The organism is Pseudomonas chlororaphis subsp. chlororaphis, assembly GCF_003945765.1.
GTDB classification, from domain to species: domain Bacteria; phylum Pseudomonadota; class Gammaproteobacteria; order Pseudomonadales; family Pseudomonadaceae; genus Aquipseudomonas; species Aquipseudomonas chlororaphis.
The window spans coordinates 6,126,386-6,150,931 of sequence record NZ_CP027712.1; the positions used below are offsets into that span (position 1 = coordinate 6,126,386).

The following is a 24,546-nucleotide window of genomic DNA, read 5'->3' on the forward strand; positions in this document are numbered from 1 at the left end:
TTTCATCCAACCGAGGTCGGATGTCGTTTTGGTGTCTGATTCGGTAAGGAACCGGGAGCACCATCTGCGTAGGCTTGTGGTTTAAGACTTGCGTCGCCTACGGTCTTGGATAGCCCCCGCCAGGCAGGGACCCCAATCTTTCAATTGGCGCAATCTCTTGCACCAACCTGTGTCTTATACGTCCAGCGAGCCTTGGTCGATGACCAGACCTGGGCCCATGGTGGTGCTCAGGGTAACGCGCTTGACGTAGATACCTTTCGAGGAAGCTGGCTTGATACGCTTCAGGTCAGCGATCAGGGCTTCAACGTTCTCCTTCAGCTTGACGGCGTCGAAGCCGACCTTGCCAACGGAGGTATGGATAATGCCGTTTTTGTCGGTGCGATAACGAACCTGACCAGCCTTGGCGTTTTTAACAGCGCCAGCTACGTCTGGAGTTACGGTACCAACCTTGGGGTTAGGCATCAGACCACGTGGACCGAGGATCTGGCCCAGCTGACCTACAACGCGCATTGCATCCGGGGAAGCAATAACTACGTCATAGTTCAGGTCGCCGCCTTTCATTTCGGCAGCCAGGTCGTCCATGCCTACGCGATCAGCGCCGGCAGCCAGGGCAGCTTCAGCGGCTGGACCTTGGGTGAACACAGCTACACGTACAGTCTTGCCAGTGCCGTGAGGCAGCACGGTAGCGCTGCGAACAACCTGGTCGGACTTACGTGGGTCAACGCCCAAGTTTACAGCGACGTCAACAGACTCGCTGAACTTGACGGTCGACAGCTCGGTCAGGAGAGCAGCTGCGTCTACGAAGCTGTAGGCCTTGCCCGCTTCAATCTTGCCGGCGATAGCCTTTTGGCGCTTGGTCAGCTTAGCCATTACACACCCTCCACGTTAAGGCCCATGCTACGAGCAGAACCGGCGATAGTACGCACGGCTGCATCCATATCAGCTGCAGTCAGATCCGCGTTTTTGGTTTTCGCGATTTCTTCCAGCTGAGCACGGGTAACGGTGCCAACCTTAACGGTGTTCGGACGAGCGGAACCGCTGGTCAGGCCAGCAGCTTTCTTCAGCAGAACCGAAGCAGGGGTGCTCTTAGTTTCGAAAGTGAAGCTGCGGTCACTGTAAACAGTGATGATCACAGGAGTCGGCAGACCTGGCTCAAGCCCCTGGGTACGGGCGTTGAAGGCCTTGCAGAATTCCATGATGTTCACGCCGTGCTGACCCAGTGCTGGACCGACGGGTGGACTTGGGTTGGCCTGTGCGGCCTTCACTTGCAGCTTGATGTAAGCAGTAATCTTCTTAGCCATGAGGCACTCCAATTACGGGTTCAAACGCCTGGAAAGGCTCCCCGGTTACTTGCGCGTTTATCCCAGTGACGACAAAACCCCACAGCCTTGGACTGCGGGGTATGGGATTCTCGTTCAGCTATGCCTTTTCGACCTGGCTGAACTCTAGCTCTACCGGAGTAGAGCGACCGAAAATGAGCACAGCCACTTGGATCCGGCTCTTTTCGTAGTTAACTTCTTCGACGGTGCCGTTAAAGTCAGCGAACGGACCATCGGTAACACGAACAACCTCACCCGGCTCGAACAGAGTCTTAGGCTTAGGCTTGTCACTACCATCAGCAACACGACGCAGAATGGCTTCTGCCTCCTTGTCCGTGATTGGCGCAGGCTTGTCGGCAGTACCACCGATAAAACCCATCACCCGAGGAGTATCCTTGACCAAGTGCCAAGTACCCTCATTCATATCCATCTGAACCAGCACATAACCCGGGAAGAATTTGCGCTCGCTTTTGCGCTTCTGGCCATTACGCATCTCAACCACTTCTTCAGTGGGAACCAGAATTTCACCAAAGCCATCTTCCATGCCAGCCAGCTTTACGCGCTCGATCAACGAACGCATTACATGCTTCTCGTAACCCGAGTAAGCATGCACAACGTACCAACGCTTAGCCACGGGACACCCTTAGCCAACTATCAAGGAAACGAGCCAGCCGAGCAGGGAATCAAGCCCCCACAACAGCAACGCCATAACCAGAACAACAGCCACTACGATCAACGTGGTCTGCGTGGTTTCTTGGCGAGTTGGCCATACGACTTTACGAATCTCGGTGCGAGCTTCCTTAACCAGTACAAAGAAAGACTTGCCCTTGGCAGTCTGCAGGCCTACAAAGGCAGCTACAGCAGCGATAGCAAGCAAAGCGAGTACTCGGTACAGGATCGGCGAAGCGGAGTAATACTGATTACCGACAACGCCAACGACCACCAAAGCAACTACTACAAGCCACTTGAGCAGATCGAAGCGAGAGCCTTGAGCTTCAGCTTTAGGAGTCATCTATGAAGATCCTGTGAAAAGAAAGCCAGACACACCGAGTGAATCTGGCAGGTCAGGAGGGAATCGAACCCCCAACCTACGGTTTTGGAGACCGTCGCTCTGCCAATTGAGCTACTGACCTAAAAACAAAATCAGGCCGACCATTATGCCGGCCCGATGGAGATATATCAAGAACTTACTCGATGACTTTGGCTACGACGCCAGCGCCGACGGTACGACCGCCTTCACGAATAGCGAAACGCAGACCATCTTCCATCGCGATGGTTTTGATCAGAGTGACAGTCATCTGGATGTTGTCACCTGGCATTACCATTTCAACGCCTTCTGGCAGCTCGCAGTTACCAGTCACGTCAGTAGTACGGAAGTAGAACTGTGGACGGTAGCCTTTGAAGAACGGAGTATGACGGCCGCCTTCTTCTTTGCTCAGAACGTACACTTCAGCAGTGAACTTGGTGTGCGGCTTAACGGTACCTGGCTTAACCAGAACCTGGCCACGCTCAACGTCGTCACGCTTGGTGCCACGCAGCAGAACGCCACAGTTCTCACCAGCACGACCTTCGTCCAGCAGCTTGCGGAACATCTCAACACCGGTGCAGGTGGTTTTCTGAGTGTCGCGCAGACCAACAATCTCAACTTCTTCCTGGATGCGAACGATACCACGCTCAACACGACCAGTTACCACGGTACCGCGGCCGGAGATCGAGAATACGTCTTCGATTGGCATCAGGAACGGCTTGTCGATAGCACGCTCTGGCTCTGGGATGTAGGTATCCAGAGTTTCTACCAGCTTCTTAACAGCGGTAGTGCCCATTTCGTTGTCGTCTTGGCCGTTCAGAGCCATCAGAGCCGAACCGATGATGATTGGAGTGTCATCACCTGGGAAGTCGTAAGTGCTCAGCAGGTCGCGCACTTCCATCTCAACCAGCTCCAGCAGCTCAGCGTCGTCCACCATGTCAGCCTTGTTCAGGAAGACAACGATGTACGGAACACCTACCTGACGGGACAGCAGGATGTGCTCGCGAGTTTGCGGCATCGGACCATCGGCAGCCGAGCAAACCAGGATCGCGCCGTCCATCTGGGCAGCACCAGTGATCATGTTTTTGACGTAGTCGGCGTGACCCGGGCAGTCAACGTGCGCGTAGTGACGAATGTTCGAATCGTACTCTACGTGCGCAGTATTGATGGTGATACCACGAGCCTTTTCTTCCGGGGCGCTGTCGATCTTGTCGAAGTCAACACGAGCCGAACCGAAAACCTCGGAGCAGACGCGAGTCAGAGCAGCAGTCAGAGTGGTTTTACCGTGGTCAACATGACCAATGGTACCAACGTTGACGTGCGGCTTATTACGTTCGAACTTTTCCTTAGCCATCGAAATCACCCCTAGGAGAAGAATTGAGCAAGTCACACAAGCCATTAAAACAAAGGCAGATATTTTCATATCTGCCTTGTTATATGGAGCTCTTGAGCGGATTTGAACCGCTGACCTCACCCTTACCAAGGGTGTGCTCTACCAACTGAGCTACAAGAGCGAAACACTTTGCACAACCTGCAAACTTGGAGCGGGTAGCGGGAATCGAACCCGCATCATCAGCTTGGAAGGCTGAGGTTCTACCACTAAACTATACCCGCGGAGCCTGCAGCTCACGCTAAATCTGGTGGAGGGGGAAGGATTCGAACCTTCGAAGTCGTAGACGTCAGATTTACAGTCTGATCCCTTTGGCCGCTCGGGAACCCCTCCTAAGCGAGGCAGCATTCTACATCATGCCACCCTTCTGTCAAGCATTTTCTCATTAAAAACCTGAGGTTAGCTGCGTTGACCTCGCTTCGCTGCGTCTACCTCTAGAGGTCTTCACTGCGGAGCGGGCGCCATTCTATGCAAACTATTCGGCAGTTGCAATGCCTTCGCATGACATTATTTTATGTTTTAACTCATTGAATTCTTTAGCAAGATTCTGCAGCAGCGAATCATCCAGCAAATGCTTGCTTTCAGGAGCCACCCGCAACCAGTAACCAGAAGCATCAGGCAACCCCAAGGACTTCAACCGGACCTCCACCCCCAATGCCGACAGACGCTGCTCGAGCATTTGAGCCTGATCACGACGAGCAAAACCACCTATATAGAGGCAATCGGCTTGAGCCCCACCCTTGTCACGCCTAGAGAGCGCGCCAGACGACTCACTCAACAAGCGGATATCCTGCTGGGCCCCTTTATAAAGCGTCAGAGGTGTTACCTCCTTGGCACGTAAAGGCGCTTCCTGCTGATGCCAGACGTAATAGAACACATTGAGAACCAGGAGCAGCAGGAACAACCAGCGCATAAAAACCTCAGGACAATGGGCATGCCATAGCCAATCCGACAAAAACCAGATCCGGAACCACTCGCCCTTGCGGCACAACCCCAGAAACCAGATCAGCATCACCACCGGTGAGAAATACTACGAAATCATCCCCCCAGTAACCACGCGCCAACTCCAACTGAGTTAGAACGAACCCCCTCAACATCAATGAGCAGCCGCGCTCTACCGCCTCAACCGTCGTACGACCCGGTAAAAGGTTCACCAGCGCGCGCTCGGCAGACAAATCATCGTACCGAATTCGACGAGTGTGAGTTCTCAGCTGATTACGCATCAATGGCATCCCTGGGCAGATAAACCCCCCCAGGTGCTCACCATCCGCAGCAATGAAATCCGCAGTAACCGCCGTCCCGAAATCGAGTACCAGGCAGGCACCAGCCGCAAGGCGAAAACCTCCCAGCATGGCAAGCCAGCGATCCAGGCCAAGTCGCTCAAACTCCTCATAACCATTTCGTACGCCGGCCATTTCTTTCGCAGGCGCAGCACAGATCACCGCCACGCCAAAAGCCCGAACCAACATGGAAGTAAGCTTGCTCGTCTCCTCGGCCGTACGCACGCTGACCAAGCGGCAGCGGGTCAAAACCAAGCCGTTTAGCGTACGCAGATGCCCGACCAAAGCATCATCGGAATCAACCACACCCTCAGCAAATACCCCAAGCGCAGCATTATCCAGAACGCGCCATTTAATGAAGCTGTTTCCGCAATCAAGCTCAAGAATCATTGCGTAACCTCAAGCTGAGCTCACCACCGCTGTAGACCTTCTCAACCCCATCCACCCTCAATCGCAATGCGCCCTGCTGATCGATGCCCATAACAACACCGTCTATTTTATTGATCCCAGCAATCAGAGACACCGCACTACCTTGCCACAAGTGATTCTGTTCCCACTCCTCTTGAATAGAGGAAAAGCCCTGGGCCTGGTGGCGCTCCAAGTAAGCCTTCAGCATCATGCTCAGCCGAGCAACCAACTGGTTACGATCAACCTGCTTGCCGGACTCAAGACGTACAGACGTCCACTGCTGATCAATCTCGTCGGTTTTCTGCATGCTGACGTTGATACCTACACCCAGAACTACATGACAGACATCAGCAGGATCCCCAACCAACTCCAACAGGATTCCGGCGATTTTTTTGCGTCCAACTAAAACATCGTTTGGCCACTTCAGGCCCGCACCAGCAATTCCAAACTCGCGCAAGGTTTGCATGACCGCCAGCCCGACTACCAAGCTGAGCCCTTCAAGCTGACGCATTCCACCATCGATACGCAGTACGAGACTGTAATAAACATTTTCTGCAAAAGGGCTAGCCCATTTTCGCCCTCTCCGACCACGCCCCGCCGTCTGACGCTCAGCGAGCACCAGGAACGGCGCAGGCACGCCACGCTCGACAGCCCTCAGAGCTTCGGCGTTTGTAGAGTCAATAGAATCGAAAACCAGCACAGCCCAAGGGCAATCCTTTGATTGTTCGTAAATATCAGCCGGATTCAGAAGCGTCAGCGGAGCCGCCAACTGATAACCGCGACCGCGAACTTTATGGATAGAGAGCCCCAGCTCAACCTCCAACTGCTGCAACTGCTTCCACACGGCACTGCGACTAACGCCCAAGGCGGCACCAAGGGCCTGGCCCGAGTGAAACCGCCCATCCTTCAGAAGCTCCAACAATGTCAGCATGCAGATCTCGCCTCACAATGAGGCAGGCATGATAGCCATGCCTAAGGCTGTTGCATAGGAAGCGTGACCAGGCACAATCAAGCAGCTAGCAGCTGCAATTTGAAAGGTTTTCCGCGCGCAAAAGACAAAACCCCAATTGCTTTCGCAATTGGGGTTTTGGAATTTAATCTTGACGATGACCTACTCTCACATGGGGAAACCCCACACTACCATCGGCGATGCATCGTTTCACTTCTGAGTTCGGGATGGGATCAGGTGGTTCCAATGCTCTATGGTCGTCAAGAAATTCGGTGTGCCGAGTCGTCTTTCGACGCTTCAGCAAATTGGGCATGCGATAGTTTGTGTGTTTTCTCGAACTTTCGGTTCGTTTCGTCTTCACACACCGCAATCTGGCTGTTAAGCGCAAATTGCTTGGGTGTTATATGGTCAAGCCTCACGGGCAATTAGTATTGGTTAGCTCAACGCCTCACAGCGCTTACACACCCAACCTATCAACGTCGTAGTCTTCGACGGCCCTTTAGGGAACTCAAGGTTCCAGTGAGATCTCATCTTGAGGCAAGTTTCCCGCTTAGATGCTTTCAGCGGTTATCTTTTCCGAACATAGCTACCCGGCAATGCCACTGGCGTGACAACCGGAACACCAGAGGTTCGTCCACTCCGGTCCTCTCGTACTAGGAGCAGCCCCTCTCAAATCTCAAACGTCCACGGCAGATAGGGACCGAACTGTCTCACGACGTTCTAAACCCAGCTCGCGTACCACTTTAAATGGCGAACAGCCATACCCTTGGGACCGGCTTCAGCCCCAGGATGTGATGAGCCGACATCGAGGTGCCAAACACCGCCGTCGATATGAACTCTTGGGCGGTATCAGCCTGTTATCCCCGGAGTACCTTTTATCCGTTGAGCGATGGCCCTTCCATACAGAACCACCGGATCACTAAGACCTACTTTCGTACCTGCTCGACGTGTCTGTCTCGCAGTCAAGCGCGCTTTTGCCTTTATACTCTACGACCGATTTCCGACCGGTCTGAGCGCACCTTCGTACTCCTCCGTTACTCTTTAGGAGGAGACCGCCCCAGTCAAACTACCCACCATACACTGTCCTCGATCCGGATAACGGACCTGAGTTAGAACCTCAAAGTTGCCAGGGTGGTATTTCAAGGATGGCTCCACGCGAACTGGCGTCCACGCTTCAAAGCCTCCCACCTATCCTACACAAGCAAATTCAAAGTCCAGTGCAAAGCTATAGTAAAGGTTCACGGGGTCTTTCCGTCTAGCCGCGGATACACTGCATCTTCACAGCGATTTCAATTTCACTGAGTCTCGGGTGGAGACAGCGCCGCCATCGTTACGCCATTCGTGCAGGTCGGAACTTACCCGACAAGGAATTTCGCTACCTTAGGACCGTTATAGTTACGGCCGCCGTTTACCGGGGCTTCGATCAAGAGCTTCGCGTTAGCTAACCCCATCAATTAACCTTCCGGCACCGGGCAGGCGTCACACCCTATACGTCCACTTTCGTGTTTGCAGAGTGCTGTGTTTTTAATAAACAGTCGCAGCGGCCTGGTATCTTCGACCGGCATGGGCTTACGGAGCAAGTCCTTCACCCTCACCGGCGCACCTTCTCCCGAAGTTACGGTGCCATTTTGCCTAGTTCCTTCACCCGAGTTCTCTCAAGCGCCTTGGTATTCTCTACCCAACCACCTGTGTCGGTTTGGGGTACGGTTCCTAGTTATCTGAAGCTTAGAAGCTTTTCTTGGAAGCATGGCATCAACCACTTCGTCACCTAAAAGGTAACTCGTCATCAGCTCTCGGCCTTAGAATCCCGGATTTACCTAAGATTCCAGCCTACCACCTTAAACTTGGACAACCAACGCCAAGCTGGCCTAGCCTTCTCCGTCCCTCCATCGCAATAACTAGAAGTACAGGAATATTAACCTGTTTTCCATCGACTACGCTTTTCAGCCTCGCCTTAGGGACCGACTAACCCTGCGTCGATTAACGTTGCGCAGGAAACCTTGGTCTTTCGGCGTGGGTGTTTTTCACACCCATTGTCGTTACTCATGTCAGCATTCGCACTTCTGATACCTCCAGCAAGCTTCTCAACTCACCTTCACAGGCTTACAGAACGCTCCTCTACCGCATCACTTACGTGATACCCGTAGCTTCGGTGTATGGTTTGAGCCCCGTTACATCTTCCGCGCAGGCCGACTCGACTAGTGAGCTATTACGCTTTCTTTAAAGGGTGGCTGCTTCTAAGCCAACCTCCTAGCTGTCTAAGCCTTCCCACATCGTTTCCCACTTAACCATAACTTTGGGACCTTAGCTGACGGTCTGGGTTGTTTCCCTTTTCACGACGGACGTTAGCACCCGCCGTGTGTCTCCCATGCTCGGCACTTGTAGGTATTCGGAGTTTGCATCGGTTTGGTAAGTCGGGATGACCCCCTAGCCGAAACAGTGCTCTACCCCCTACAGTGATACATGAGGCGCTACCTAAATAGCTTTCGAGGAGAACCAGCTATCTCCGAGCTTGATTAGCCTTTCACTCCGATCCACAGGTCATCCGCTAACTTTTCAACGGTAGTCGGTTCGGTCCTCCAGTCAGTGTTACCTAACCTTCAACCTGCCCATGGATAGATCGCCCGGTTTCGGGTCTATACCCAGCGACTAAACGCCCTATTAAGACTCGCTTTCGCTACGCCTCCCCTATTCGGTTAAGCTCGCCACTGAATATAAGTCGCTGACCCATTATACAAAAGGTACGCAGTCACAGAACAAAGTCTGCTCCCACTGCTTGTACGCATACGGTTTCAGGATCTATTTCACTCCCCTCTCCGGGGTTCTTTTCGCCTTTCCCTCACGGTACTAGTTCACTATCGGTCAGTCAGTAGTATTTAGCCTTGGAGGATGGTCCCCCCATATTCAGACAAAGTTTCTCGTGCTCCGTCCTACTCGATTTCATGACTAAGAGATTTTCGCGTACAGGGCTATCACCCACTATGGCCGCACTTTCCAGAGCGTTCCGCTAATCTCAAAGCCACTTAAGGGCTAGTCCCCGTTCGCTCGCCACTACTAAGGGAATCTCGGTTGATTTCTTTTCCTCAGGGTACTTAGATGTTTCAGTTCCCCTGGTTCGCCTCTTGCACCTATGTATTCAGTACAAGATAACCATCTTATGATGGCTGGGTTCCCCCATTCAGACATCTCCGGATCAAAGTCTGTTTGCCGACTCCCCGAAGCTTTTCGCAGGCTACCACGTCTTTCATCGCCTCTGACTGCCAAGGCATCCACCGTATGCGCTTCTTCACTTGACCATATAACCCCAAGCAATCTGGTTATACTGTGAAGACGACATTCGCCGAAAATTCGCGATTAAACTCACAAATTTTACCTTAGCCTGAATAAACACCAGTGAAAGTGCTATCCAGTCTATCTTTCTATCACATACCCAAATTTTTAAAGAACGATTCTGATAAAGATCAGAAATCAACATTCACCATCAACTTGATGGAATGCTCATTTCTAAGCTTTAAACGATGGACACCAATCTGTAATGGTGGAGCCAAGCGGGATCGAACCGCTGACCTCCTGCGTGCAAGGCAGGCGCTCTCCCAGCTGAGCTATGGCCCCGTATCGCTACAGGGTGCACCAGTAATTGGTGGGTCTGGGCAGATTCGAACTGCCGACCTCACCCTTATCAGGGGTGCGCTCTAACCAACTGAGCTACAGACCCAATCGTCTTCTTCAATGAATCAAGCAATTCGTGTGGGAGCTTATGAAGCAGCTGATGTCGTCGATTAAGGAGGTGATCCAGCCGCAGGTTCCCCTACGGCTACCTTGTTACGACTTCACCCCAGTCATGAATCACACCGTGGTAACCGTCCTCCCGAAGGTTAGACTAGCTACTTCTGGTGCAACCCACTCCCATGGTGTGACGGGCGGTGTGTACAAGGCCCGGGAACGTATTCACCGCGACATTCTGATTCGCGATTACTAGCGATTCCGACTTCACGCAGTCGAGTTGCAGACTGCGATCCGGACTACGATCGGTTTTGTGGGATTAGCTCCACCTCGCGGCTTGGCAACCCTCTGTACCGACCATTGTAGCACGTGTGTAGCCCAGGCCGTAAGGGCCATGATGACTTGACGTCATCCCCACCTTCCTCCGGTTTGTCACCGGCAGTCTCCTTAGAGTGCCCACCATTACGTGCTGGTAACTAAGGACAAGGGTTGCGCTCGTTACGGGACTTAACCCAACATCTCACGACACGAGCTGACGACAGCCATGCAGCACCTGTCTCAATGTTCCCGAAGGCACCAATCCATCTCTGGAAAGTTCATTGGATGTCAAGGCCTGGTAAGGTTCTTCGCGTTGCTTCGAATTAAACCACATGCTCCACCGCTTGTGCGGGCCCCCGTCAATTCATTTGAGTTTTAACCTTGCGGCCGTACTCCCCAGGCGGTCAACTTAATGCGTTAGCTGCGCCACTAAGAGCTCAAGGCTCCCAACGGCTAGTTGACATCGTTTACGGCGTGGACTACCAGGGTATCTAATCCTGTTTGCTCCCCACGCTTTCGCACCTCAGTGTCAGTATCAGTCCAGGTGGTCGCCTTCGCCACTGGTGTTCCTTCCTATATCTACGCATTTCACCGCTACACAGGAAATTCCACCACCCTCTACCATACTCTAGCTCGCCAGTTTTGGATGCAGTTCCCAGGTTGAGCCCGGGGATTTCACATCCAACTTAACGAACCACCTACGCGCGCTTTACGCCCAGTAATTCCGATTAACGCTTGCACCCTCTGTATTACCGCGGCTGCTGGCACAGAGTTAGCCGGTGCTTATTCTGTCGGTAACGTCAAAATACTCACGTATTAGGTAAGTACCCTTCCTCCCAACTTAAAGTGCTTTACAATCCGAAGACCTTCTTCACACACGCGGCATGGCTGGATCAGGCTTTCGCCCATTGTCCAATATTCCCCACTGCTGCCTCCCGTAGGAGTCTGGACCGTGTCTCAGTTCCAGTGTGACTGATCATCCTCTCAGACCAGTTACGGATCGTCGCCTTGGTGAGCCATTACCTCACCAACTAGCTAATCCGACCTAGGCTCATCTGATAGCGCAAGGCCCGAAGGTCCCCTGCTTTCTCCCGTAGGACGTATGCGGTATTAGCGTCCGTTTCCGAACGTTATCCCCCACTACCAGGCAGATTCCTAGGCATTACTCACCCGTCCGCCGCTCTCAAGAGGTGCAAGCACCTCTCTACCGCTCGACTTGCATGTGTTAGGCCTGCCGCCAGCGTTCAATCTGAGCCATGATCAAACTCTTCAGTTCAAACATCTTTGGGTTTTGAGAAAACCCTAAACTTGGCTCAGCAATCGTTGGTTACATCTTTGATTTCTCGCGGAGTAACTTGTGATGCTGATAATCTTTCTGACTACCAGTCCGACCCCACAAGCACCCACACGAATTGCTTGATTCAGTTGTTAAAGAGCGGTTGGTTAAGTCTTTCGTCTCAACCGAGGCGCGCATTCTACAGCAGCCCCTGTATCTGTCAAGCGGTTATTTTAAGAAGTTTTCAAAGTTTCCTTTGCAACTTCAACCACTTGCGCCTCCGATCTCTCGTCAGCGGGAGGCGAATTCTACAGCGTTACACGCTGCTGTCAACACCTCTTTTTCTCCGCTTTCGACCGAGAAGATCGAATCGTTAACTCGGCGAAAACTGACTGCCCAATCAACTCCTTCGGGCTTCGATGAACTGAAGCGTAACCGCTGTCGAAAGCCGCGTAACTCGTTGAATCTCAAGGAGTTTTCCGTTTCGACTGCGCCGGAAGTGGGGCGAATTATAGAGAGATATAATTCGCCGTCAACACCTATTTTCAGTTTTATTCGGATTTAAGCGTAATACGTGCAAAAGCCTTCTTTCCAGCCTGGCAGACATGAGTCGAGCCGACAGCCCATATAAAGGAACGCTCAACAACCTCACCATCTACACGCACACCACCAGAGCCGAGCAGGTCACGCGCCATTGCCGAGTTCTTTACCAAGCCCGCCTTATTAAGGACAGCCGCGATCGGCATATCTTCAGCAGCAGCCAGCTCGATCTCAGGCAGATCATCCGGCAACTCACCATCCTTCATGCGGTTGCCCGCAGCACGATGAGCATTCGCTGCAGCTTCCTCACCATGGAAACGCGCAACGATTTCTTCAGCCAGCTTGATCTTGATATCCCGCGGATTCGCACCCGCCTCGACATCTGCCTTAAAGGAAAGAATCTCATCCATGGAGCGGAAGCTCAGCAGCTCAAAGTAACGCCACATCAACGCATCTGGAATGGAAACCAGCTTGCTATACATAACACCCGGCGCTTCCTGGATACCTACATAGTTACCCAGCGACTTGGACATCTTCTTGACGCCGCCCAACCCCTCGAGCAACGGCATCGTCAGAATGCACTGAGCCTCTTGACCATAACCGCGCTGCAGCTCACGCCCCATCAACAGATTGAACTTCTGATCGGTACCGCCCAACTCCACATCGGCACGCAGTGCCACAGAGTCATAACCCTGAACCAGCGGATAGAGGAACTCGTGAATGGCAATGGGTTGATTGGTGGAATAGCGCTTGTCGAAGTCGTCACGCTCGAGCATGCGAGCAACGGTGTACTGGGAAGTCAGGCGAATGAAGTCCGCAGGCCCCATCTTGTCCATCCAGGTGGAGTTGAAGGCCACCTCGGTTTTCGCCGGGTCGAGAATCTTGAACACCTGGCTCTTGTAGGTCTCGGCATTTTCGAGGACCTGCTCGCGAGTCAGTGGCGGACGAGTTGCGCTCTTGCCACTCGGATCACCGATCATCCCGGTGAAGTCGCCGATCAGGAAGATCACCTGATGACCCAGATCCTGGAACTGGCGCAGCTTATTAATAAGCACGGTATGACCCAGGTGCAAATCCGGCGCCGTTGGGTCGAAGCCAGCCTTAATACGCAGCGGCTGGCCGCGCTTGAGCTTTTCGATCAGCTCGGACTCGACCAACAACTCTTCTGCACCACGTTTGATCAGCGCTAGCTGCTCTTCAACCGACTTCATAACAGACCCGCAAGGCTCAGATTCAAAGGGAACCAACCATACAAGATCAGCGCCCAATTACAAGTTTTGCCCGGCGTACGGATGGCTTTCCGCGAACAGGACGTCCGCAGGCTTGCTTAACAGATGATTTGGTTATATTTTATACAGTTATTTCATCTTCATCATGTCATTCATCTTTTCCAATTCATCTTCTTCAAAGTCAAAATTACTTATGACCACAGAACCGCCTAAAGCCCCGCCGCTTTATCCGAAGACCCACCTGCTCGCCGCAAGTGGTATCGCCGCCCTCCTCAGCCTGGCGCTCCTGGTATTCCCTTCCAGTGATGTAGAAGCCAAAAGAACAACTCTGAGCCTCGACCTGGAAAGCCCGGCCGAGCAACTGACACAAGATCAAGACGCCGCAGACGCCGCACAAGCCACAAATGAAGCCGTAGCGTCCCCGTTCGCACAAATCGAAAACAGCCCCGAAGACACTGCGAAAACCACTGAAACCGCTCAAGAGCAGCCTGCTCCGGCCGTGACGGAAGAAAAGAAGGCAGCGAATCATAGGGAAGTCATTGTCGCCAAGGGCGACACCCTTTCCACGCTATTTGAGAAGGTCGGCCTACCTGCCACTTCGGTGCATGACGTGTTGGCCAGCGACAAGCAAGCCAAGCAGTTCACCCAGCTGAAGCGCGGCCAGAAACTTGAGTTCGAACTGGGTCCGGACGGCCAGTTGAACAATCTGCACAGCAAGGTCAATGACCTGGAAAGCATCACCCTGACCAAAGGGCCAAAAGGCTTCGCCTTCAGCCGTATCACCGCCAAGCCCATGGTGCGCACGGCCTACGTTCATGGTGTGATCAACAGTTCGCTGTCGCAATCCGCAGCACGTGCTGGACTGTCTCACAGTCTGACAATGGACATGGCCAACGTCTTTGGCTACGACATCGACTTCGCCCAGGATATTCGCCCCGGTGACGAGTTCGACGTGATCTACGAACAGACCGTCGTCAATGGTAAAGCTGTGGGTACCCGCAACATTCTCTCTGCGCGCTTCACCAACCGTGGCAAGACCTACACCGCGGTGCGTTACACCAACAAACAAGGCATGAGCAGTTATTACACCGCTGATGGCAATAGCATGCGCAAGGCCTTTATCCGTACTCCGGTGGACTTCGCACGTATCAGTTCGCGCTTCTCCATGGGCCGCAAACACCCGATCCTGAACAAGATCCGCGCTCACAAAGGCGTCGACTACGCAGCCCCTCGCGGTACGCCAATCAAGGCAGCCGGCGATGGCAAGGTGCTCCTGGCCGGGCGTCGTGGCGGATACGGCAACACCGTGATCATCCAGCACGGCAATGCTTACCGCACGCTGTACGGCCATATGCAAGGCTTCGCCAAAGGCGTCAAGACCGGCGGAACCGTCAAGCAGGGCCAGGTGATCGGCTACATCGGCACCACCGGGCTTTCCACGGGCCCGCATTTGCATTACGAGTTCCAGGTCAACGGCGTTCACGTCGATCCACTGGGCCAGAAGCTACCAATGGCCGATCCGATCGCCAAAGCGGAACGCGCACGCTTCCTGCAACAAAGCCAGCCACTGATGGCGCGGATGGATCAGGAAAAAGCCACCCTGCTCGCTTCGAACAAGCGTTAAGCATGGTGCTCTATATAGGTGTGATGTCCGGGACCAGTCTTGATGGCCTGGATATCGCACTCATCGAACAAACACCGGCGATCAGGCTGATCGCCACGCATTACATTCCCATGCCTGAATCCCTGCGCGCCGAGCTGCTTGGCTTGTGCGCCAGCGGTCCCGATGAAATCGCCCGCTCCGCCATCGCCCAGCAAAACTGGGTAAAACTGGCCGCCCAGGGTATTCATAGCCTACTTGCCCAACAGAAACTGAAACCCGCGAACATCCGCGCCATTGGCAGTCATGGCCAGACCATCCGCCATGAGCCCGCCCGCGGCTTCACGGTCCAGATCGGCAACCCGGCATTACTGACAGAGCTGACCGGAGTCACGGTGGTCAGCGACTTCCGCAGCCGCGATGTCGCCGCCGGCGGCCAGGGGGCTCCACTAGTACCGGCCTTTCATGAAGCGCTCTTTGATCAAAGCTGCGGCAAGCGCGCGGTCCTCAATGTCGGCGGTTTCAGCAACCTGAGCCTGATCGAGAGCGACAAGCCGGTCGCCGGCTTCGACTGTGGCCCGGGTAACGTCCTGCTGGATGCCTGGATCAATGCCCAGCGTGGAGAAAACTACGATCGCGACGGCCAATGGGCTGCCAGCGGTCAGGTTGAGCCGCTGCTGCTGAACGCGCTGCTCAGCGACCCATTCTTTGCCACTCAAGGCCCGAAGAGTACGGGTCGCGAGGTATTCAACCTGGAGTGGCTACAGGAGCATCTGGCTCGCCTGCCAGCCTTGCCCACCGAAAACGTACAGGCAACGCTCCTGGAGCTGACAGCACTGACCATCGTCGAGTCGCTGCAAGCTGCGCAGACCGATACCCAGGAGCTGCTGGTCTGCGGCGGCGGCGCTCACAACTCGGCCTTGATGAATCGCCTGTCCAGCCTGCTGCCTAACACCAAGGTCAGCAGTACCGCCACCCACGGCGTCGATCCGGACTGGGTTGAAGCCATGGCATTCGCCTGGCTGGCCCACTGCTGCCTGGAAGGCATAGCCGCCAACCGCCCAAGTGTCACCGGCGCCCGCGGCTTGCGTGTCCTGGGCGCGATCTACCCCGCCTGATCGCCAGACAGCAAAACGCCGCAGAGCCCGAAAACCCTGCGGCGCTTGGTAAAACCTTATTCAGCGATCAGATCGAGAACGAAGACCCGCAACCGCAGGTGGTTGTGGCATTCGGGTTCTTGATCACGAAACGCGAACCTTCCAGACCTTCCTGATAATCCACCTCGGCACCCGCCAGATACTGGAAGCTCATCGGATCGACCACCAGGCTGACGCCTTCGCGCTCGACGATGGTGTCGTCATCCGCGACTTCTTCATCGAAAGTGAAGCCGTACTGAAACCCTGAACAACCGCCGCCCGTAACGAATACGCGCAGCTTCAAGCGATCATTACCCTCTTCATCGACCAGGCTCTTCACCTTGTGCGCGGCACCGTGGGTGAATTGCAAAGCCGTGGGGGTGAAGGATTCGACGCTCATGCTGACTATCTCCCGGCGTTACGCCGCCATAATGCGTGATGACGCGCATTATCCGCTTCTCCCAGAAAAGCGGTCAACTATTGTTACGGTATATCAATAAGCCCAGGGCTTACCGCAAAATGCAAAAAGGCCCGGTAACGGGCCTTTTGCTGAGGCAGGCAGACGCCTTAAGGCAGCATGCCGGCGTGGGACAGGCCCAGACGCTCGTCCAGACCGAACAGGATGTTCAGGTTCTGTACGGCTTGGCCCGACGCGCCTTTGACCAGGTTATCGATCACCGACAACACGACCACCAGATCGCCATCCTGAGGACGGTGCACGGCAATCCGGCATACGTTGGCGCCCCGCACGCTGCGGGTTTCCGGATGGCTGCCCGCCGGCATCACATCCACGAACGGCTCGTTGGCATAACGTTTCTCGAACAGCGCCTGCAGGTCCACCGACTTGTCCACGACAGTGGCATAGAGTGTCGAGTGAATGCCACGGATCATCGGCGTCAGGTGAGGCACGAACGTCAGGCCGACATCCTTGCCCGCCGCACGGCGCAGGCCCTGGCGAATCTCCGGCAGGTGACGATGACCTTTGACCGCATAGGCCTTCATGCTTTCCGAGGTCTCGGAGTACAGGGAACCGACGCTGGCGCCCCGACCAGCACCGCTGACACCCGACTTGCAGTCGGCGATCAAGCGCAAAGTGTCGGCCAGCCCCGCCTCCAGCAATGGCAGGAAGCCGAGCTGGGTAGCGGTCGGGTAGCAACCCGGAACAGCGATCAGGCGGGCCTTCTTGATCTGCTCGCGATTGACTTCCGGCAGGCCATAGACGGCTTCGTCGAGCAACTCAGGGGCCCCATGGGGCTGGCCGTACCACTTGGCCCACTCATCGGCGTCCTGCAGACGGAAGTCCGCCGACAGGTCGATGACCTTGGTACCGGCAGCCAGCAGCTCACCCGCCAGGGCATGGGCAACACCGTGCGGAGTCGCGAAGAACACCACATCGCAGGCACCGAGGGTCTTGATGTCCGGAACGCTGAATGCCAGGCCGTCATAGTGGCCTCGCAGGTTCGGGTACATATCGGCGACGGCAAGGCCTGCCTCAGATCGGGAAGTGATGACCACCACTTCAGCCTGCGGATGCTGTGCCAACAGACGCAGCAGTTCGACACCGGTGTAACCCGTGCCGCCGACGATACCGACCTTGACCATAAACCTGCCCTCAACGAACCCACTGGAAAGCCGTCGATGATAGGGGCCGAAAGACCCTGCGACAACCGTCAAGGTGACGTGCGGACGCTCCTGCCACTACTATCTTCGCTACCGTGAACCTGGGAATAACCGAAATGCTCTATCTGTGGCTCAAAGCCTTTCACATCGTCAGTCTGGTCTGCTGGTTTGCCGGTCTGTTCTACCTGCCGCGCCTGTTCGTTTATCACGCTCAAAGCGAAGACACGATCAGCAAGGAACGCTTCAGCATCATGGAGCGCAAGCTGTACCGCGGAATCATGGGCCCAGCGATGATTGCCACGCTGATTTTCGGTATCTGGCTGCTGAGCCTGAACCCCAGCGCCTACTTCGGCCAGGGCGGCTGGATGCATGCCAAGCTGACCCTGGTGGTCATCCTGATTGGCTACCACCATATGTGCGGCGCCCAGGTGAAACGTTTTGCCCGTGGCGAAAACACCCGCAGCCATGTCTTTTACCGCTGGTTCAATGAAGTGCCAGTTCTGCTATTGCTGGCTATCGTAATTCTGGTCGTCGTCCGGCCGTTCTAACTTCTACTAGCCGTCATTATTCGGGGTACTTCCAATGTCGCTGCCCGCTCTGCTCGAACAACGCTTGCGCCTGCCTGTCGTGGCTGCGCCGATGTTCCTGATTTCCAATCCACAACTGGTTCTGGCGTGCTGCCGCAATGGGGTGGTCGGCAGTTTCCCTGCCCTCAACCAGCGTGAAAGCAGTGGTTTCAAGGCCTGGCTGGAAGAAATCGAAGCAGGCCTTGCGACCCTGGAAAACCCCGCGCCCTATGCCGTCAACCTGATCGTGCATCACAGCAACCCACGCTTGAATGCCGACCTGGCGATCTGCATCGAACACAAGGTGCCTATCGTCATCACCAGCCTGGGAGCGGTGAAGGAACTGGTCGATGCAGTGCATGCCTATGGAGGCCTGGTCTTCCATGACGTCACCACCCGGCGCCATGCGGAAAAAGCCGCCGAGGCCGGGGTCGATGGCCTGATCGCCGTAGCCGCCGGCGCCGGTGGCCACGCCGGGACCTGGAGCCCGTTCTCCCTGATCGCCGAAATCCGCCAGTTCTTCGACAAGACGCTGCTGCTGGCTGGCTGCCTGAACCACGGCCACGAGATCCTCGCCGCACAGTTGCTCGGCGCCGACCTCGCCTACTTCGGCACGCGTTTTATCGGCACCACGGAAAGCCATGCGCCGGAGGCCTACAAGGAGATGCTGCTGAGCGCCAAGGCCGCCGACATTGTGCACACCGCGGCAGTCTCCGGGGTTCCAGCAAGCTTCATGCGCCAAAGCCTGGAAAACGCCGGCTTCGACCTTGCCGCCCTGCAGGGCAAAGGCGAAGTCAACTTCGGCTCGAAACTCAAGCCGCTCAGCGATGAAGCCAAAGCCTGGAAAACCGTGTGGTCCGCCGGACAAGGCGTCGGTGAAATCGATGACTTGCCGAGCGTCGATCAACTGGTCGCCCGCCTGGACGCCGAATACCGTGCCGCGCAGGAGCTGGCCGCCCGGCTACCGCAACGCTGGCCGCGCTGAATCGCTGATGTTTTTTGGCCAGCAACGGACGGCTGGCCTTAAACTGTCGCCCTGCGAAAGCCCTCTCTATATAGCCGACAAGGACGCCCTGCATGAGCCAAGACCGTTTCAAGATCGTATTTGACGGGGCTCTGCTTCCGGGTGTCGACATCGAACATGCCAAGCAGAAAATCGCCAAGCTGTTCAAAAGTGATATCGCTGCGATCGAGCCTCTGTTCAAGGGACAAAACATCACCCTCAAGCGCGACCTCTCCCAACAAGACGCGGACATCTATCTCGCCGCGCTGAACCAGGCCGGGATCGCCCCACGCATCGAACCGGATCTTGCCCCAGGCGCCAGCCAACCGGCACCTCAGCCTGCTCCCCCAGCACCAGCACCTTCGGTGGACTTGCCCCAGGCAGAACCCACCGCGACAAGTGACTGGCAACGCCCGGCCCCTACGCCGACGCCAGACCCCATGGCCGGCGCGGGTACTTCGCCCTACACCCCGCCTCAAGCCACAGTGGGCGATCCCCTTCCCGAGTTTGGCGAGCTGAAGTTCTACACCGTCGAAGGACGCATCGGGCGCCTGCGCTATCTCGCCTGGACCCTGGTGCTGATCCTGCTGACTACCCTGGCCGGCGGCTTCCTGACCGCGGCTCTGGTCGGCAACAGCCTGCAAGTGACGGGAATGATCTTCCTCGGCGTCGTAGCACTGGCCTTCGCCTATCTGAACATCACCATTTCCGTTCAGCGCCTGCATGACCTGGGCTGGTCGGGTTGGCTCTGGCTGCTGAATTTGCTGCCTTTTGTGTACGCAGTGTTTCCGCTGCTGCTGGCGATCCTGCCGGGCAACACCGGCGCCAATCGTTACGGCGCGCCGCCTCCGCCAAACAGTGGAGCGGTCAAGGGGCTTGCCGCGCTGTGGATAATCGTTTTGCTGCTGTCCTTCATCGGTGGTCTCAGCTCGGTCTAGGGCGCCGAGAACAGGAGCAGTGAAAGCAGCAAGCCCGCCCCGGCCACCTGTAGACTATCGGATTGAATTAACGCGCCGCTGCCTGGGACTTTTCCCCACAGGCAACCGGCCGTTGCAATGGAGAACCGCATGACCCGTTACGCTCTGATCACCGGCGCCTCCAGCGGCATAGGCCTGGCCCTGGCCGAAGCTCTGGCCCGGCGCGGCCGCAGCCTGCTCCTGGTGGCCCGTCAGCGTGATCAGCTGGAAAGCATCGCCATCGAGTTGACCCAACGCTTTGGTGTAGAGGTGCTGTTCCGTGCCTGCGACCTGTCCGAGCCTTTGCGGCTTTCGGGCTTCCTGCTGGAGCTGGAAGAAGGCGACCGGCAGATCGATCTATTGGTGAACTGCGCCGGCATCGGCACCTGCGGCCCCTTCCTCGCCCAGGACTGGATGACCGAGCAGGACCTGATCGAAGTGAACATTCTGGCCCTTACCCGGCTGTGCCATGCCCTGGGCAACAGCATGGCCTTGCAGGGCGGCGGGCAGATTCTCAACGTCGCTTCGATCGCCGGCTTCTATCCCGGCCCCTGGATGAGCACCTACTACGCCAGCAAGGCCTATGTGCTGCACTTCTCCGAAGGCCTGCGCGAAGAGCTGAAAAACAATGCAGTGAAGGTTTCCGTGCTCTGCCCCGGCCCGACCCGCACCGGTTTCTTTGATACCGCCCAGTTGAACACCAGCAAGCTTAACGACAGCAAACTGCTGATGAGCCCGGAAGAAGTCGCGCTGTACACTGTGCGCGCCCTGGACAAGAATCGCGCCATTATCATCCCCGGCCGCCGCAACCGCTGGTTTGCGTTCAGCCCGCGCCTGGGTTCACGCTGGCTGACCCGCAAGATTTCCGGCGCCGTCAACAAAGCCTATTGCCCGCGCTGACCTGGCAACCATCTAAGGCTGGGCGCACTCGGCTTGCCTGAGTACACTCAGCCCGGACCAACACAACGGAGAAACAGCTGTGGATACTCTGTTCACCAAGATCATCAACCGGGAAATACCGGCGAAGATCATCTATGAGGACGACCAGGTTCTGGCCTTCTACGATATCGCCCCACAGGCCCCCGTGCATTTCCTGGTAGTTCCGAAAAAGCCGGTACGCACCCTCAATGACCTGACCGAAGACGACAAGCTGCTGGCCGGACATATCCTGTTCACCGCCCAGCGTCTGGCCAGGGAGCTGGGCTGCGAAGAAGGCTTCCGGGTCGTCATGAACTGCAATGAACTCGGTGGCCAGACCGTGTATCACATTCACATGCACGTTCTGGGTCAGCGCCAGATGCACTGGCCGCCGGGCTGATCCCCATCCAAGGTGCGCGACAGCACACTTCTCGCCCGCTTTTGCCGGGAGTGTGCTGATCCAGCGCAGGCCTCTGCCCATCGATTGGGGTAAACTGGCCGCCGTGATTCTTCCCGGAGGTAAGCATGACTACCCAACGTCACTACTCGCCGATTGACCGTCTACTGCTGCAGGCAGATGCAGCAATGCGTACCTTGCTGCCCTTCAGCGGCCAGCCTTATCGCCCTTCCCCTGCAATCGTGCAGCCGGACGTGCAGATGAGCGAAGAGGACACCAAGCATGTCGCCGGCCTGATGCGCATCAACCATACCGGCGAAGTCTGCGCCCAGGCGCTGTACCAGGGCCAGGCACTGACCGCCAAGCTGCCGCAAGTGCGCGCCGCCATGGAGCATGCCGCGGAAGAAGAAATCGATCATCTGGTCTGGTGCGAGCAACGCATTCACCAACTGGGTAGCCACACCAGCGTGCTCAACCCGCTGTTTTATGGCATGTCATTCGGCATCGGCGCAGTGGCCGGGCTGATCAGCGACAAGGTCAGCCTGGGTTTCGTGGCCGCTACTGAAGATCAGGTGTGCAAACACCTCAACGAACACCTTGAGCAATTGCCGGCCGAGGACGAAAAATCCCGGGCGATTCTCGAGCAGATGCGCATCGACGAAGAACAACACGCCGAAAGCGCCCTGGACGCGGGCGGATTCCGTTTCCCGGCGCCGGTAAAGTTCGGTATGAGCCTACTGGCCAAGGTCATGACCAAAAGCACTTACCGGATCTGATCGATACAAATCGCAGGCAAAAAAAGGGCGCTTTTTCAGCGCCCTTTCTTTTGCCGCGAATTCAGAAGGGTTGAATGGCGACTCAACCGAGCTCGACGATTTCGTAATCGTGAGTGATGGCAACCCCGGCCGCACCGAGCATGATCGATGCCGAGCAGTATTTTTCCGCCGACAGCTCGATGGCGCGCTTGACCTGGGCTTCTTTCAACCCGCGGCCCTTGACCACAAAGTGCATGTGGATCTTGGTGAAGACCTTGGGATCCTCTGTCGCACGCTCGGCGTCGAGGAAGGCTTCGCAACTTTCGACAGCCTGGCGGGATTTCTTCAGGATGCTGACCACGTCGAAGTTGCTGCAACCGCCTACGCCGAGCAGGAGCATTTCCATCGGGCGCACGCCCAGGTTACGACCACCGGCTTCCGGCGGGCCATCCATTACCACCACATGACCGCTGCCCGATTCCCCGAGGAACATGGCTTCGCCAGCCCATTGGATGCGTGCCTTCATCGCCAAGACTCCACTGCTAAAAAAGGGTCGCCAGCTTAGCACAGGGGCCCGGGATGGCAGCGCTTTGCCTGTTCAGGTGCCACACTCAGTTCTGATAGGAAAATTCTTAATTACCCAAAGGAAGCGTCTGTTAAGCTGGCGCCAAATCACTGGCGCATTGCCAGCTATCGGCGATCCAGCTTGACCGCCCCATAAAAAATCAAATCACACCGTGCTGTCTTTTCGGGATACAACCATGGTTGCTCTTGCCCCTACACCCAAGATCAAGAACCTCGACAAGCTGTTGATGCATTGCCAGCGCCGCCGCTATCAGGCCAAGAGCAACATCATCTGCGCCGGCGATCAGTCGGACACGCTGTTCTTCATCGTCAAAGGCTCGGTCACCATCCTGATCGAAGATGACGACGGTCGGGAAATGATCATCGCCTACCTCAATGCCGGGGACTTTTTCGGCGAGCTGGGCCTGTTCGAACAAGCCGGGCATGAGCAGCAACGCAGCGCCTGGGTACGGGCCAAGGTCGAATGTGAAGTCGCGGAGATCAGCTATGCAAAATTCCGTGAGCTGTCTCAACAGGACCCGGACATTCTGTACGTGCTCAGCGGCCAGATCGCCCAACGCCTGCGCAACACCACCCGCAAAGTCGGCGACCTGGCGTTCTTCGATGTCACCGGGCGAGTGGCCCGCTGCCTGCTCGAACTGTGCAAGCAGCCAGATGCCATGACCCATCCGGACGGCATGCAGATCAAGGTGACTCGCCAAGAAATCGGGCGGATCGTCGGCTGCTCAAGGGAGATGGTCGGCCGGGTGCTCAAGGACCTCGAAGAACGCAACCTGGTCCATGTCAAAGGCAAGACCATGGTGGTGTTCGGCACCCGTTAGAGCGGCAGGAACTGCGCCAACGTCTGCCGGTACAGGGCATCCAGGCGCTCGATGGCATTCGGCGCGGCGAATGCCTCATGCAAGGCGATATGGCTTTCGGCGCGGCAACGCTGCTCCAGGCCACAGGCCTGGTTGAAACGATTGACCGCCGCCACCATGGTTTCCCGCTCGTCATCCAGCAACAGCGCGCCATGCACCAACCCAACCGGACGCGTCCCACCCTTGCTCTGGCGCCAACGCTGGGCGGTGCCGACCATCTTGCGCCCGTTGAGATTGACGTTGAACCGGCCATCGCAGAAAGCGCCCTCGACTTCACCCAGGGAGGGCTCGCCTCCCAGCTCGGAAAGCAGGTCGCAGATCGGCTGGCACAAACGGCGATAGCCGGTTTCGATCCGATTCTGATCACCCTCGCTGCGAGGCGGCGCATAAACCAGCGCGATATTGACCGTCGCCGCCGATTGCGGCACCGGCTCCCCACCGGTTTCTCGCAGCAACACCGGCCAGCCACTAGCGGCCAGCGCGTCGCAGGCCTGATCGAACCCCGGCAAACGGCTCAAGCGTCGCGGCATCACCAGCGCTCTGTCGCTCGGCTGCCAGAACAACAGGCCGTACTCCTGGTCGCCGCTGCATACCTGGGCGAGCAGATCCTGTTCGGCCTGCAGGCCGGCTTCGACGGTCAGGGAAAGGGGCTGGGTCATGGCAGTCAAGGTCCTTTGCGATAGGTATAAAA

Annotated in this window: 22 protein-coding genes, 6 tRNA genes and 3 rRNA genes; 9 read left to right on the forward strand and 22 right to left on the reverse strand. The window is 56.2% G+C overall.

The genetic code is table 11. The annotated features are described in order from the left end of the window. Positions 1-174: 174 nt before the first annotated feature. The 18 genes from rplA to tyrS form a co-directional block, all read right to left on the reverse strand. A complete protein-coding gene (rplA, locus tag C4K27_RS27910) occupies positions 175-870 on the reverse strand; it encodes a 50S ribosomal protein L1 (protein ID WP_007925952.1) in 696 nt (231 codons plus the stop codon). Beyond that, complete coding sequence (gene rplK / locus C4K27_RS27915; RefSeq protein ID WP_003176435.1) at positions 870-1,301, reverse strand: 50S ribosomal protein L11; 432 nt, start codon at positions 1,299-1,301, stop codon at positions 870-872. Before rplK ends, rplA begins: the two co-directional genes overlap by 1 nt. Before the next feature lie 118 nt (positions 1,302-1,419). After that, positions 1,420-1,953: a transcription termination/antitermination protein NusG gene (gene nusG, locus C4K27_RS27920; RefSeq protein WP_002555501.1), complete on the reverse strand. Its 534-nt coding sequence runs from the start codon at positions 1,951-1,953 to the stop codon at positions 1,420-1,422. Between the two features lie 9 nt (positions 1,954-1,962). Continuing rightward, positions 1,963-2,331: a preprotein translocase subunit SecE gene (secE, locus tag C4K27_RS27925; RefSeq protein WP_009045851.1), complete on the reverse strand. Its 369-nt coding sequence runs from the start codon at positions 2,329-2,331 to the stop codon at positions 1,963-1,965. A gap of 45 nt (positions 2,332-2,376) precedes the next feature. After that, a tRNA-Trp gene (locus C4K27_RS27930) sits at positions 2,377-2,452 on the reverse strand. A 54-nt stretch (positions 2,453-2,506) separates the two neighbouring features. Next, positions 2,507-3,700, reverse strand: a complete 1,194-nt coding sequence (tuf, locus tag C4K27_RS27935; RefSeq protein ID WP_007924207.1) for an elongation factor Tu — start codon at positions 3,698-3,700, stop codon at positions 2,507-2,509. A gap of 84 nt (positions 3,701-3,784) precedes the next feature. Beyond that, a tRNA-Thr gene (locus C4K27_RS27940) sits at positions 3,785-3,860 on the reverse strand. Between the two features lie 26 nt (positions 3,861-3,886). Further along, a tRNA-Gly gene (locus C4K27_RS27945) sits at positions 3,887-3,960 on the reverse strand. A 24-nt stretch (positions 3,961-3,984) separates the two neighbouring features. After that, positions 3,985-4,069, reverse strand: a tRNA-Tyr gene (locus C4K27_RS27950). 142 nt (positions 4,070-4,211) lie between these two features. After that, complete coding sequence (locus C4K27_RS27955; protein WP_053262852.1) at positions 4,212-4,649, reverse strand: hypothetical protein; 438 nt, start codon at positions 4,647-4,649, stop codon at positions 4,212-4,214. Between the two features lie 7 nt (positions 4,650-4,656). Then, on the reverse strand, positions 4,657-5,406 hold the full coding sequence (locus tag C4K27_RS27960) for a pantothenate kinase (RefSeq protein ID WP_053262853.1): 750 nt from the start codon (positions 5,404-5,406) through the stop codon (positions 4,657-4,659). Further along, a complete protein-coding gene (birA, locus tag C4K27_RS27965; protein ID WP_053262854.1) occupies positions 5,396-6,355 on the reverse strand; it encodes a bifunctional biotin--[acetyl-CoA-carboxylase] ligase/biotin operon repressor BirA in 960 nt (319 codons plus the stop codon). Before birA ends, C4K27_RS27960 begins: the two co-directional genes overlap by 11 nt. Positions 6,356-6,522: 167 nt before the next feature. Further along, positions 6,523-6,638: ribosomal RNA gene (rrf, locus tag C4K27_RS27970) — 5S ribosomal RNA — on the reverse strand. A 139-nt stretch (positions 6,639-6,777) separates the two neighbouring features. Further along, a 23S ribosomal RNA gene (locus tag C4K27_RS27975) occupies positions 6,778-9,669 on the reverse strand. A 240-nt stretch (positions 9,670-9,909) separates the two neighbouring features. Beyond that, a tRNA-Ala gene (locus tag C4K27_RS27980) sits at positions 9,910-9,985 on the reverse strand. 26 nt (positions 9,986-10,011) lie between these two features. Beyond that, positions 10,012-10,088: transfer RNA gene (locus C4K27_RS27985), tRNA-Ile, on the reverse strand. A 65-nt stretch (positions 10,089-10,153) separates the two neighbouring features. Beyond that, positions 10,154-11,690, reverse strand: a 16S ribosomal RNA gene (locus C4K27_RS27990). The 16S, 23S and 5S rRNA genes sit together here with 2 tRNA genes alongside, the layout of an rRNA operon. 551 nt (positions 11,691-12,241) lie before the next feature. Then, positions 12,242-13,441 carry a tyrosine--tRNA ligase gene (tyrS, locus tag C4K27_RS28000; RefSeq protein WP_053262856.1) on the reverse strand — a complete coding sequence of 400 codons (1,200 nt, stop codon included), beginning with the start codon at positions 13,439-13,441 and terminating at the stop codon, positions 12,242-12,244. Positions 13,442-13,652: 211 nt separating this feature from the next. On the opposite strand from tyrS, the gene C4K27_RS28005 reads away from it, so the two are divergent. After that, positions 13,653-15,083, forward strand: coding sequence for a peptidoglycan DD-metalloendopeptidase family protein (locus C4K27_RS28005; RefSeq protein ID WP_053262857.1), 1,431 nt, complete (start codon positions 13,653-13,655; stop codon positions 15,081-15,083). 2 nt (positions 15,084-15,085) lie between these two features. Then, positions 15,086-16,177 (forward strand): anhydro-N-acetylmuramic acid kinase, encoded by a 1,092-nt coding sequence (locus tag C4K27_RS28010; RefSeq protein ID WP_053262858.1) that lies wholly within the window; start codon positions 15,086-15,088, stop codon positions 16,175-16,177. A 67-nt stretch (positions 16,178-16,244) separates the two neighbouring features. On the opposite strand, the gene erpA is transcribed toward C4K27_RS28010, so the two are convergent. Continuing rightward, entirely contained in the window at positions 16,245-16,595 is a 351-nt protein-coding gene (erpA, locus tag C4K27_RS28015) for an iron-sulfur cluster insertion protein ErpA (protein WP_007906865.1), read from the reverse strand. A gap of 167 nt (positions 16,596-16,762) precedes the next feature. After that, the gene (gene argC, locus C4K27_RS28020) at positions 16,763-17,797 is read right to left on the reverse strand and encodes an N-acetyl-gamma-glutamyl-phosphate reductase (RefSeq protein ID WP_053262859.1); all 1,035 of its coding nucleotides are present in this window, start codon (positions 17,795-17,797) and stop codon (positions 16,763-16,765) included. A 134-nt stretch (positions 17,798-17,931) separates the two neighbouring features. Between argC and hemJ the strand changes: the two genes are divergently transcribed. From hemJ to coq7, 6 genes are all read left to right on the forward strand, one after another. Continuing rightward, positions 17,932-18,363: a protoporphyrinogen oxidase HemJ gene (gene hemJ / locus C4K27_RS28025; protein ID WP_053262860.1), complete on the forward strand. Its 432-nt coding sequence runs from the start codon at positions 17,932-17,934 to the stop codon at positions 18,361-18,363. Between the two features lie 34 nt (positions 18,364-18,397). Continuing rightward, positions 18,398-19,366: an NAD(P)H-dependent flavin oxidoreductase gene (locus C4K27_RS28030; protein ID WP_009051135.1), complete on the forward strand. Its 969-nt coding sequence runs from the start codon at positions 18,398-18,400 to the stop codon at positions 19,364-19,366. A 92-nt stretch (positions 19,367-19,458) separates the two neighbouring features. Further along, positions 19,459-20,322, forward strand: a complete 864-nt coding sequence (locus C4K27_RS28035; protein WP_053262861.1) for a DUF805 domain-containing protein — start codon at positions 19,459-19,461, stop codon at positions 20,320-20,322. Positions 20,323-20,451: 129 nt separating this feature from the next. After that, entirely contained in the window at positions 20,452-21,240 is a 789-nt protein-coding gene (locus tag C4K27_RS28040) for an SDR family NAD(P)-dependent oxidoreductase (protein WP_053262862.1), read from the forward strand. Between the two features lie 79 nt (positions 21,241-21,319). Next, positions 21,320-21,658: a histidine triad nucleotide-binding protein gene (locus C4K27_RS28045; RefSeq protein WP_053262863.1), complete on the forward strand. Its 339-nt coding sequence runs from the start codon at positions 21,320-21,322 to the stop codon at positions 21,656-21,658. Between the two features lie 125 nt (positions 21,659-21,783). Beyond that, positions 21,784-22,431 (forward strand): 2-polyprenyl-3-methyl-6-methoxy-1,4-benzoquinone monooxygenase, encoded by a 648-nt coding sequence (gene coq7, locus C4K27_RS28050; RefSeq protein WP_007930179.1) that lies wholly within the window; start codon positions 21,784-21,786, stop codon positions 22,429-22,431. Positions 22,432-22,513: 82 nt separating this feature from the next. Here the strand turns inward: coq7 and C4K27_RS28055 are convergent, their stop codons facing one another. Then, entirely contained in the window at positions 22,514-22,936 is a 423-nt protein-coding gene (locus C4K27_RS28055; protein WP_009045862.1) for an OsmC family protein, read from the reverse strand. Between the two features lie 235 nt (positions 22,937-23,171). On the opposite strand from C4K27_RS28055, the gene crp reads away from it, so the two are divergent. After that, positions 23,172-23,816, forward strand: a complete 645-nt coding sequence (gene crp / locus C4K27_RS28060; RefSeq protein ID WP_007930174.1) for a cAMP-activated global transcriptional regulator CRP — start codon at positions 23,172-23,174, stop codon at positions 23,814-23,816. Here crp and C4K27_RS28065 read toward each other — a convergent pair. After that, positions 23,813-24,514 carry a lipoate--protein ligase family protein gene (locus C4K27_RS28065; protein ID WP_053262864.1) on the reverse strand — a complete coding sequence of 234 codons (702 nt, stop codon included), beginning with the start codon at positions 24,512-24,514 and terminating at the stop codon, positions 23,813-23,815. The genes crp and C4K27_RS28065 overlap by 4 nt on opposite strands. Positions 24,515-24,546: the final 32 nt, after the last annotated feature.

Coding starts and splice junctions, on each gene's coding strand:
- hemJ (WP_053262860.1), top strand. CDS start 17,932: ATGCTCTATCTGTGGCTCAAAGCCTTTCACATCGTCAGTCTGGTCTGC.
- rplA (WP_007925952.1), bottom strand. CDS start 870: ATGGCTAAGCTGACCAAGCGCCAAAAGGCTATCGCCGGCAAGATTGAA.
- C4K27_RS27955 (WP_053262852.1), bottom strand. CDS start 4,649: ATGCGCTGGTTGTTCCTGCTGCTCCTGGTTCTCAATGTGTTCTATTAC.
- coq7 (WP_007930179.1), top strand. CDS start 21,784: ATGACTACCCAACGTCACTACTCGCCGATTGACCGTCTACTGCTGCAG.
- rplK (WP_003176435.1), bottom strand. CDS start 1,301: ATGGCTAAGAAGATTACTGCTTACATCAAGCTGCAAGTGAAGGCCGCA.
- erpA (WP_007906865.1), bottom strand. CDS start 16,595: ATGAGCGTCGAATCCTTCACCCCCACGGCTTTGCAATTCACCCACGGT.
- argC (WP_053262859.1), bottom strand. CDS start 17,797: ATGGTCAAGGTCGGTATCGTCGGCGGCACGGGTTACACCGGTGTCGAA.
- C4K27_RS28040 (WP_053262862.1), top strand. CDS start 20,452: ATGACCCGTTACGCTCTGATCACCGGCGCCTCCAGCGGCATAGGCCTG.
- C4K27_RS28010 (WP_053262858.1), top strand. CDS start 15,086: ATGGTGCTCTATATAGGTGTGATGTCCGGGACCAGTCTTGATGGCCTG.
- crp (WP_007930174.1), top strand. CDS start 23,172: ATGGTTGCTCTTGCCCCTACACCCAAGATCAAGAACCTCGACAAGCTG.
- tyrS (WP_053262856.1), bottom strand. CDS start 13,441: ATGAAGTCGGTTGAAGAGCAGCTAGCGCTGATCAAACGTGGTGCAGAA.
- tuf (WP_007924207.1), bottom strand. CDS start 3,700: ATGGCTAAGGAAAAGTTCGAACGTAATAAGCCGCACGTCAACGTTGGT.
- C4K27_RS28030 (WP_009051135.1), top strand. CDS start 18,398: ATGTCGCTGCCCGCTCTGCTCGAACAACGCTTGCGCCTGCCTGTCGTG.
- birA (WP_053262854.1), bottom strand. CDS start 6,355: ATGCTGACATTGTTGGAGCTTCTGAAGGATGGGCGGTTTCACTCGGGC.
- C4K27_RS28005 (WP_053262857.1), top strand. CDS start 13,653: ATGACCACAGAACCGCCTAAAGCCCCGCCGCTTTATCCGAAGACCCAC.
- C4K27_RS28035 (WP_053262861.1), top strand. CDS start 19,459: ATGAGCCAAGACCGTTTCAAGATCGTATTTGACGGGGCTCTGCTTCCG.
- C4K27_RS28055 (WP_009045862.1), bottom strand. CDS start 22,936: ATGAAGGCACGCATCCAATGGGCTGGCGAAGCCATGTTCCTCGGGGAA.
- secE (WP_009045851.1), bottom strand. CDS start 2,331: ATGACTCCTAAAGCTGAAGCTCAAGGCTCTCGCTTCGATCTGCTCAAG.
- C4K27_RS27960 (WP_053262853.1), bottom strand. CDS start 5,406: ATGATTCTTGAGCTTGATTGCGGAAACAGCTTCATTAAATGGCGCGTT.
- C4K27_RS28065 (WP_053262864.1), bottom strand. CDS start 24,514: ATGACCCAGCCCCTTTCCCTGACCGTCGAAGCCGGCCTGCAGGCCGAA.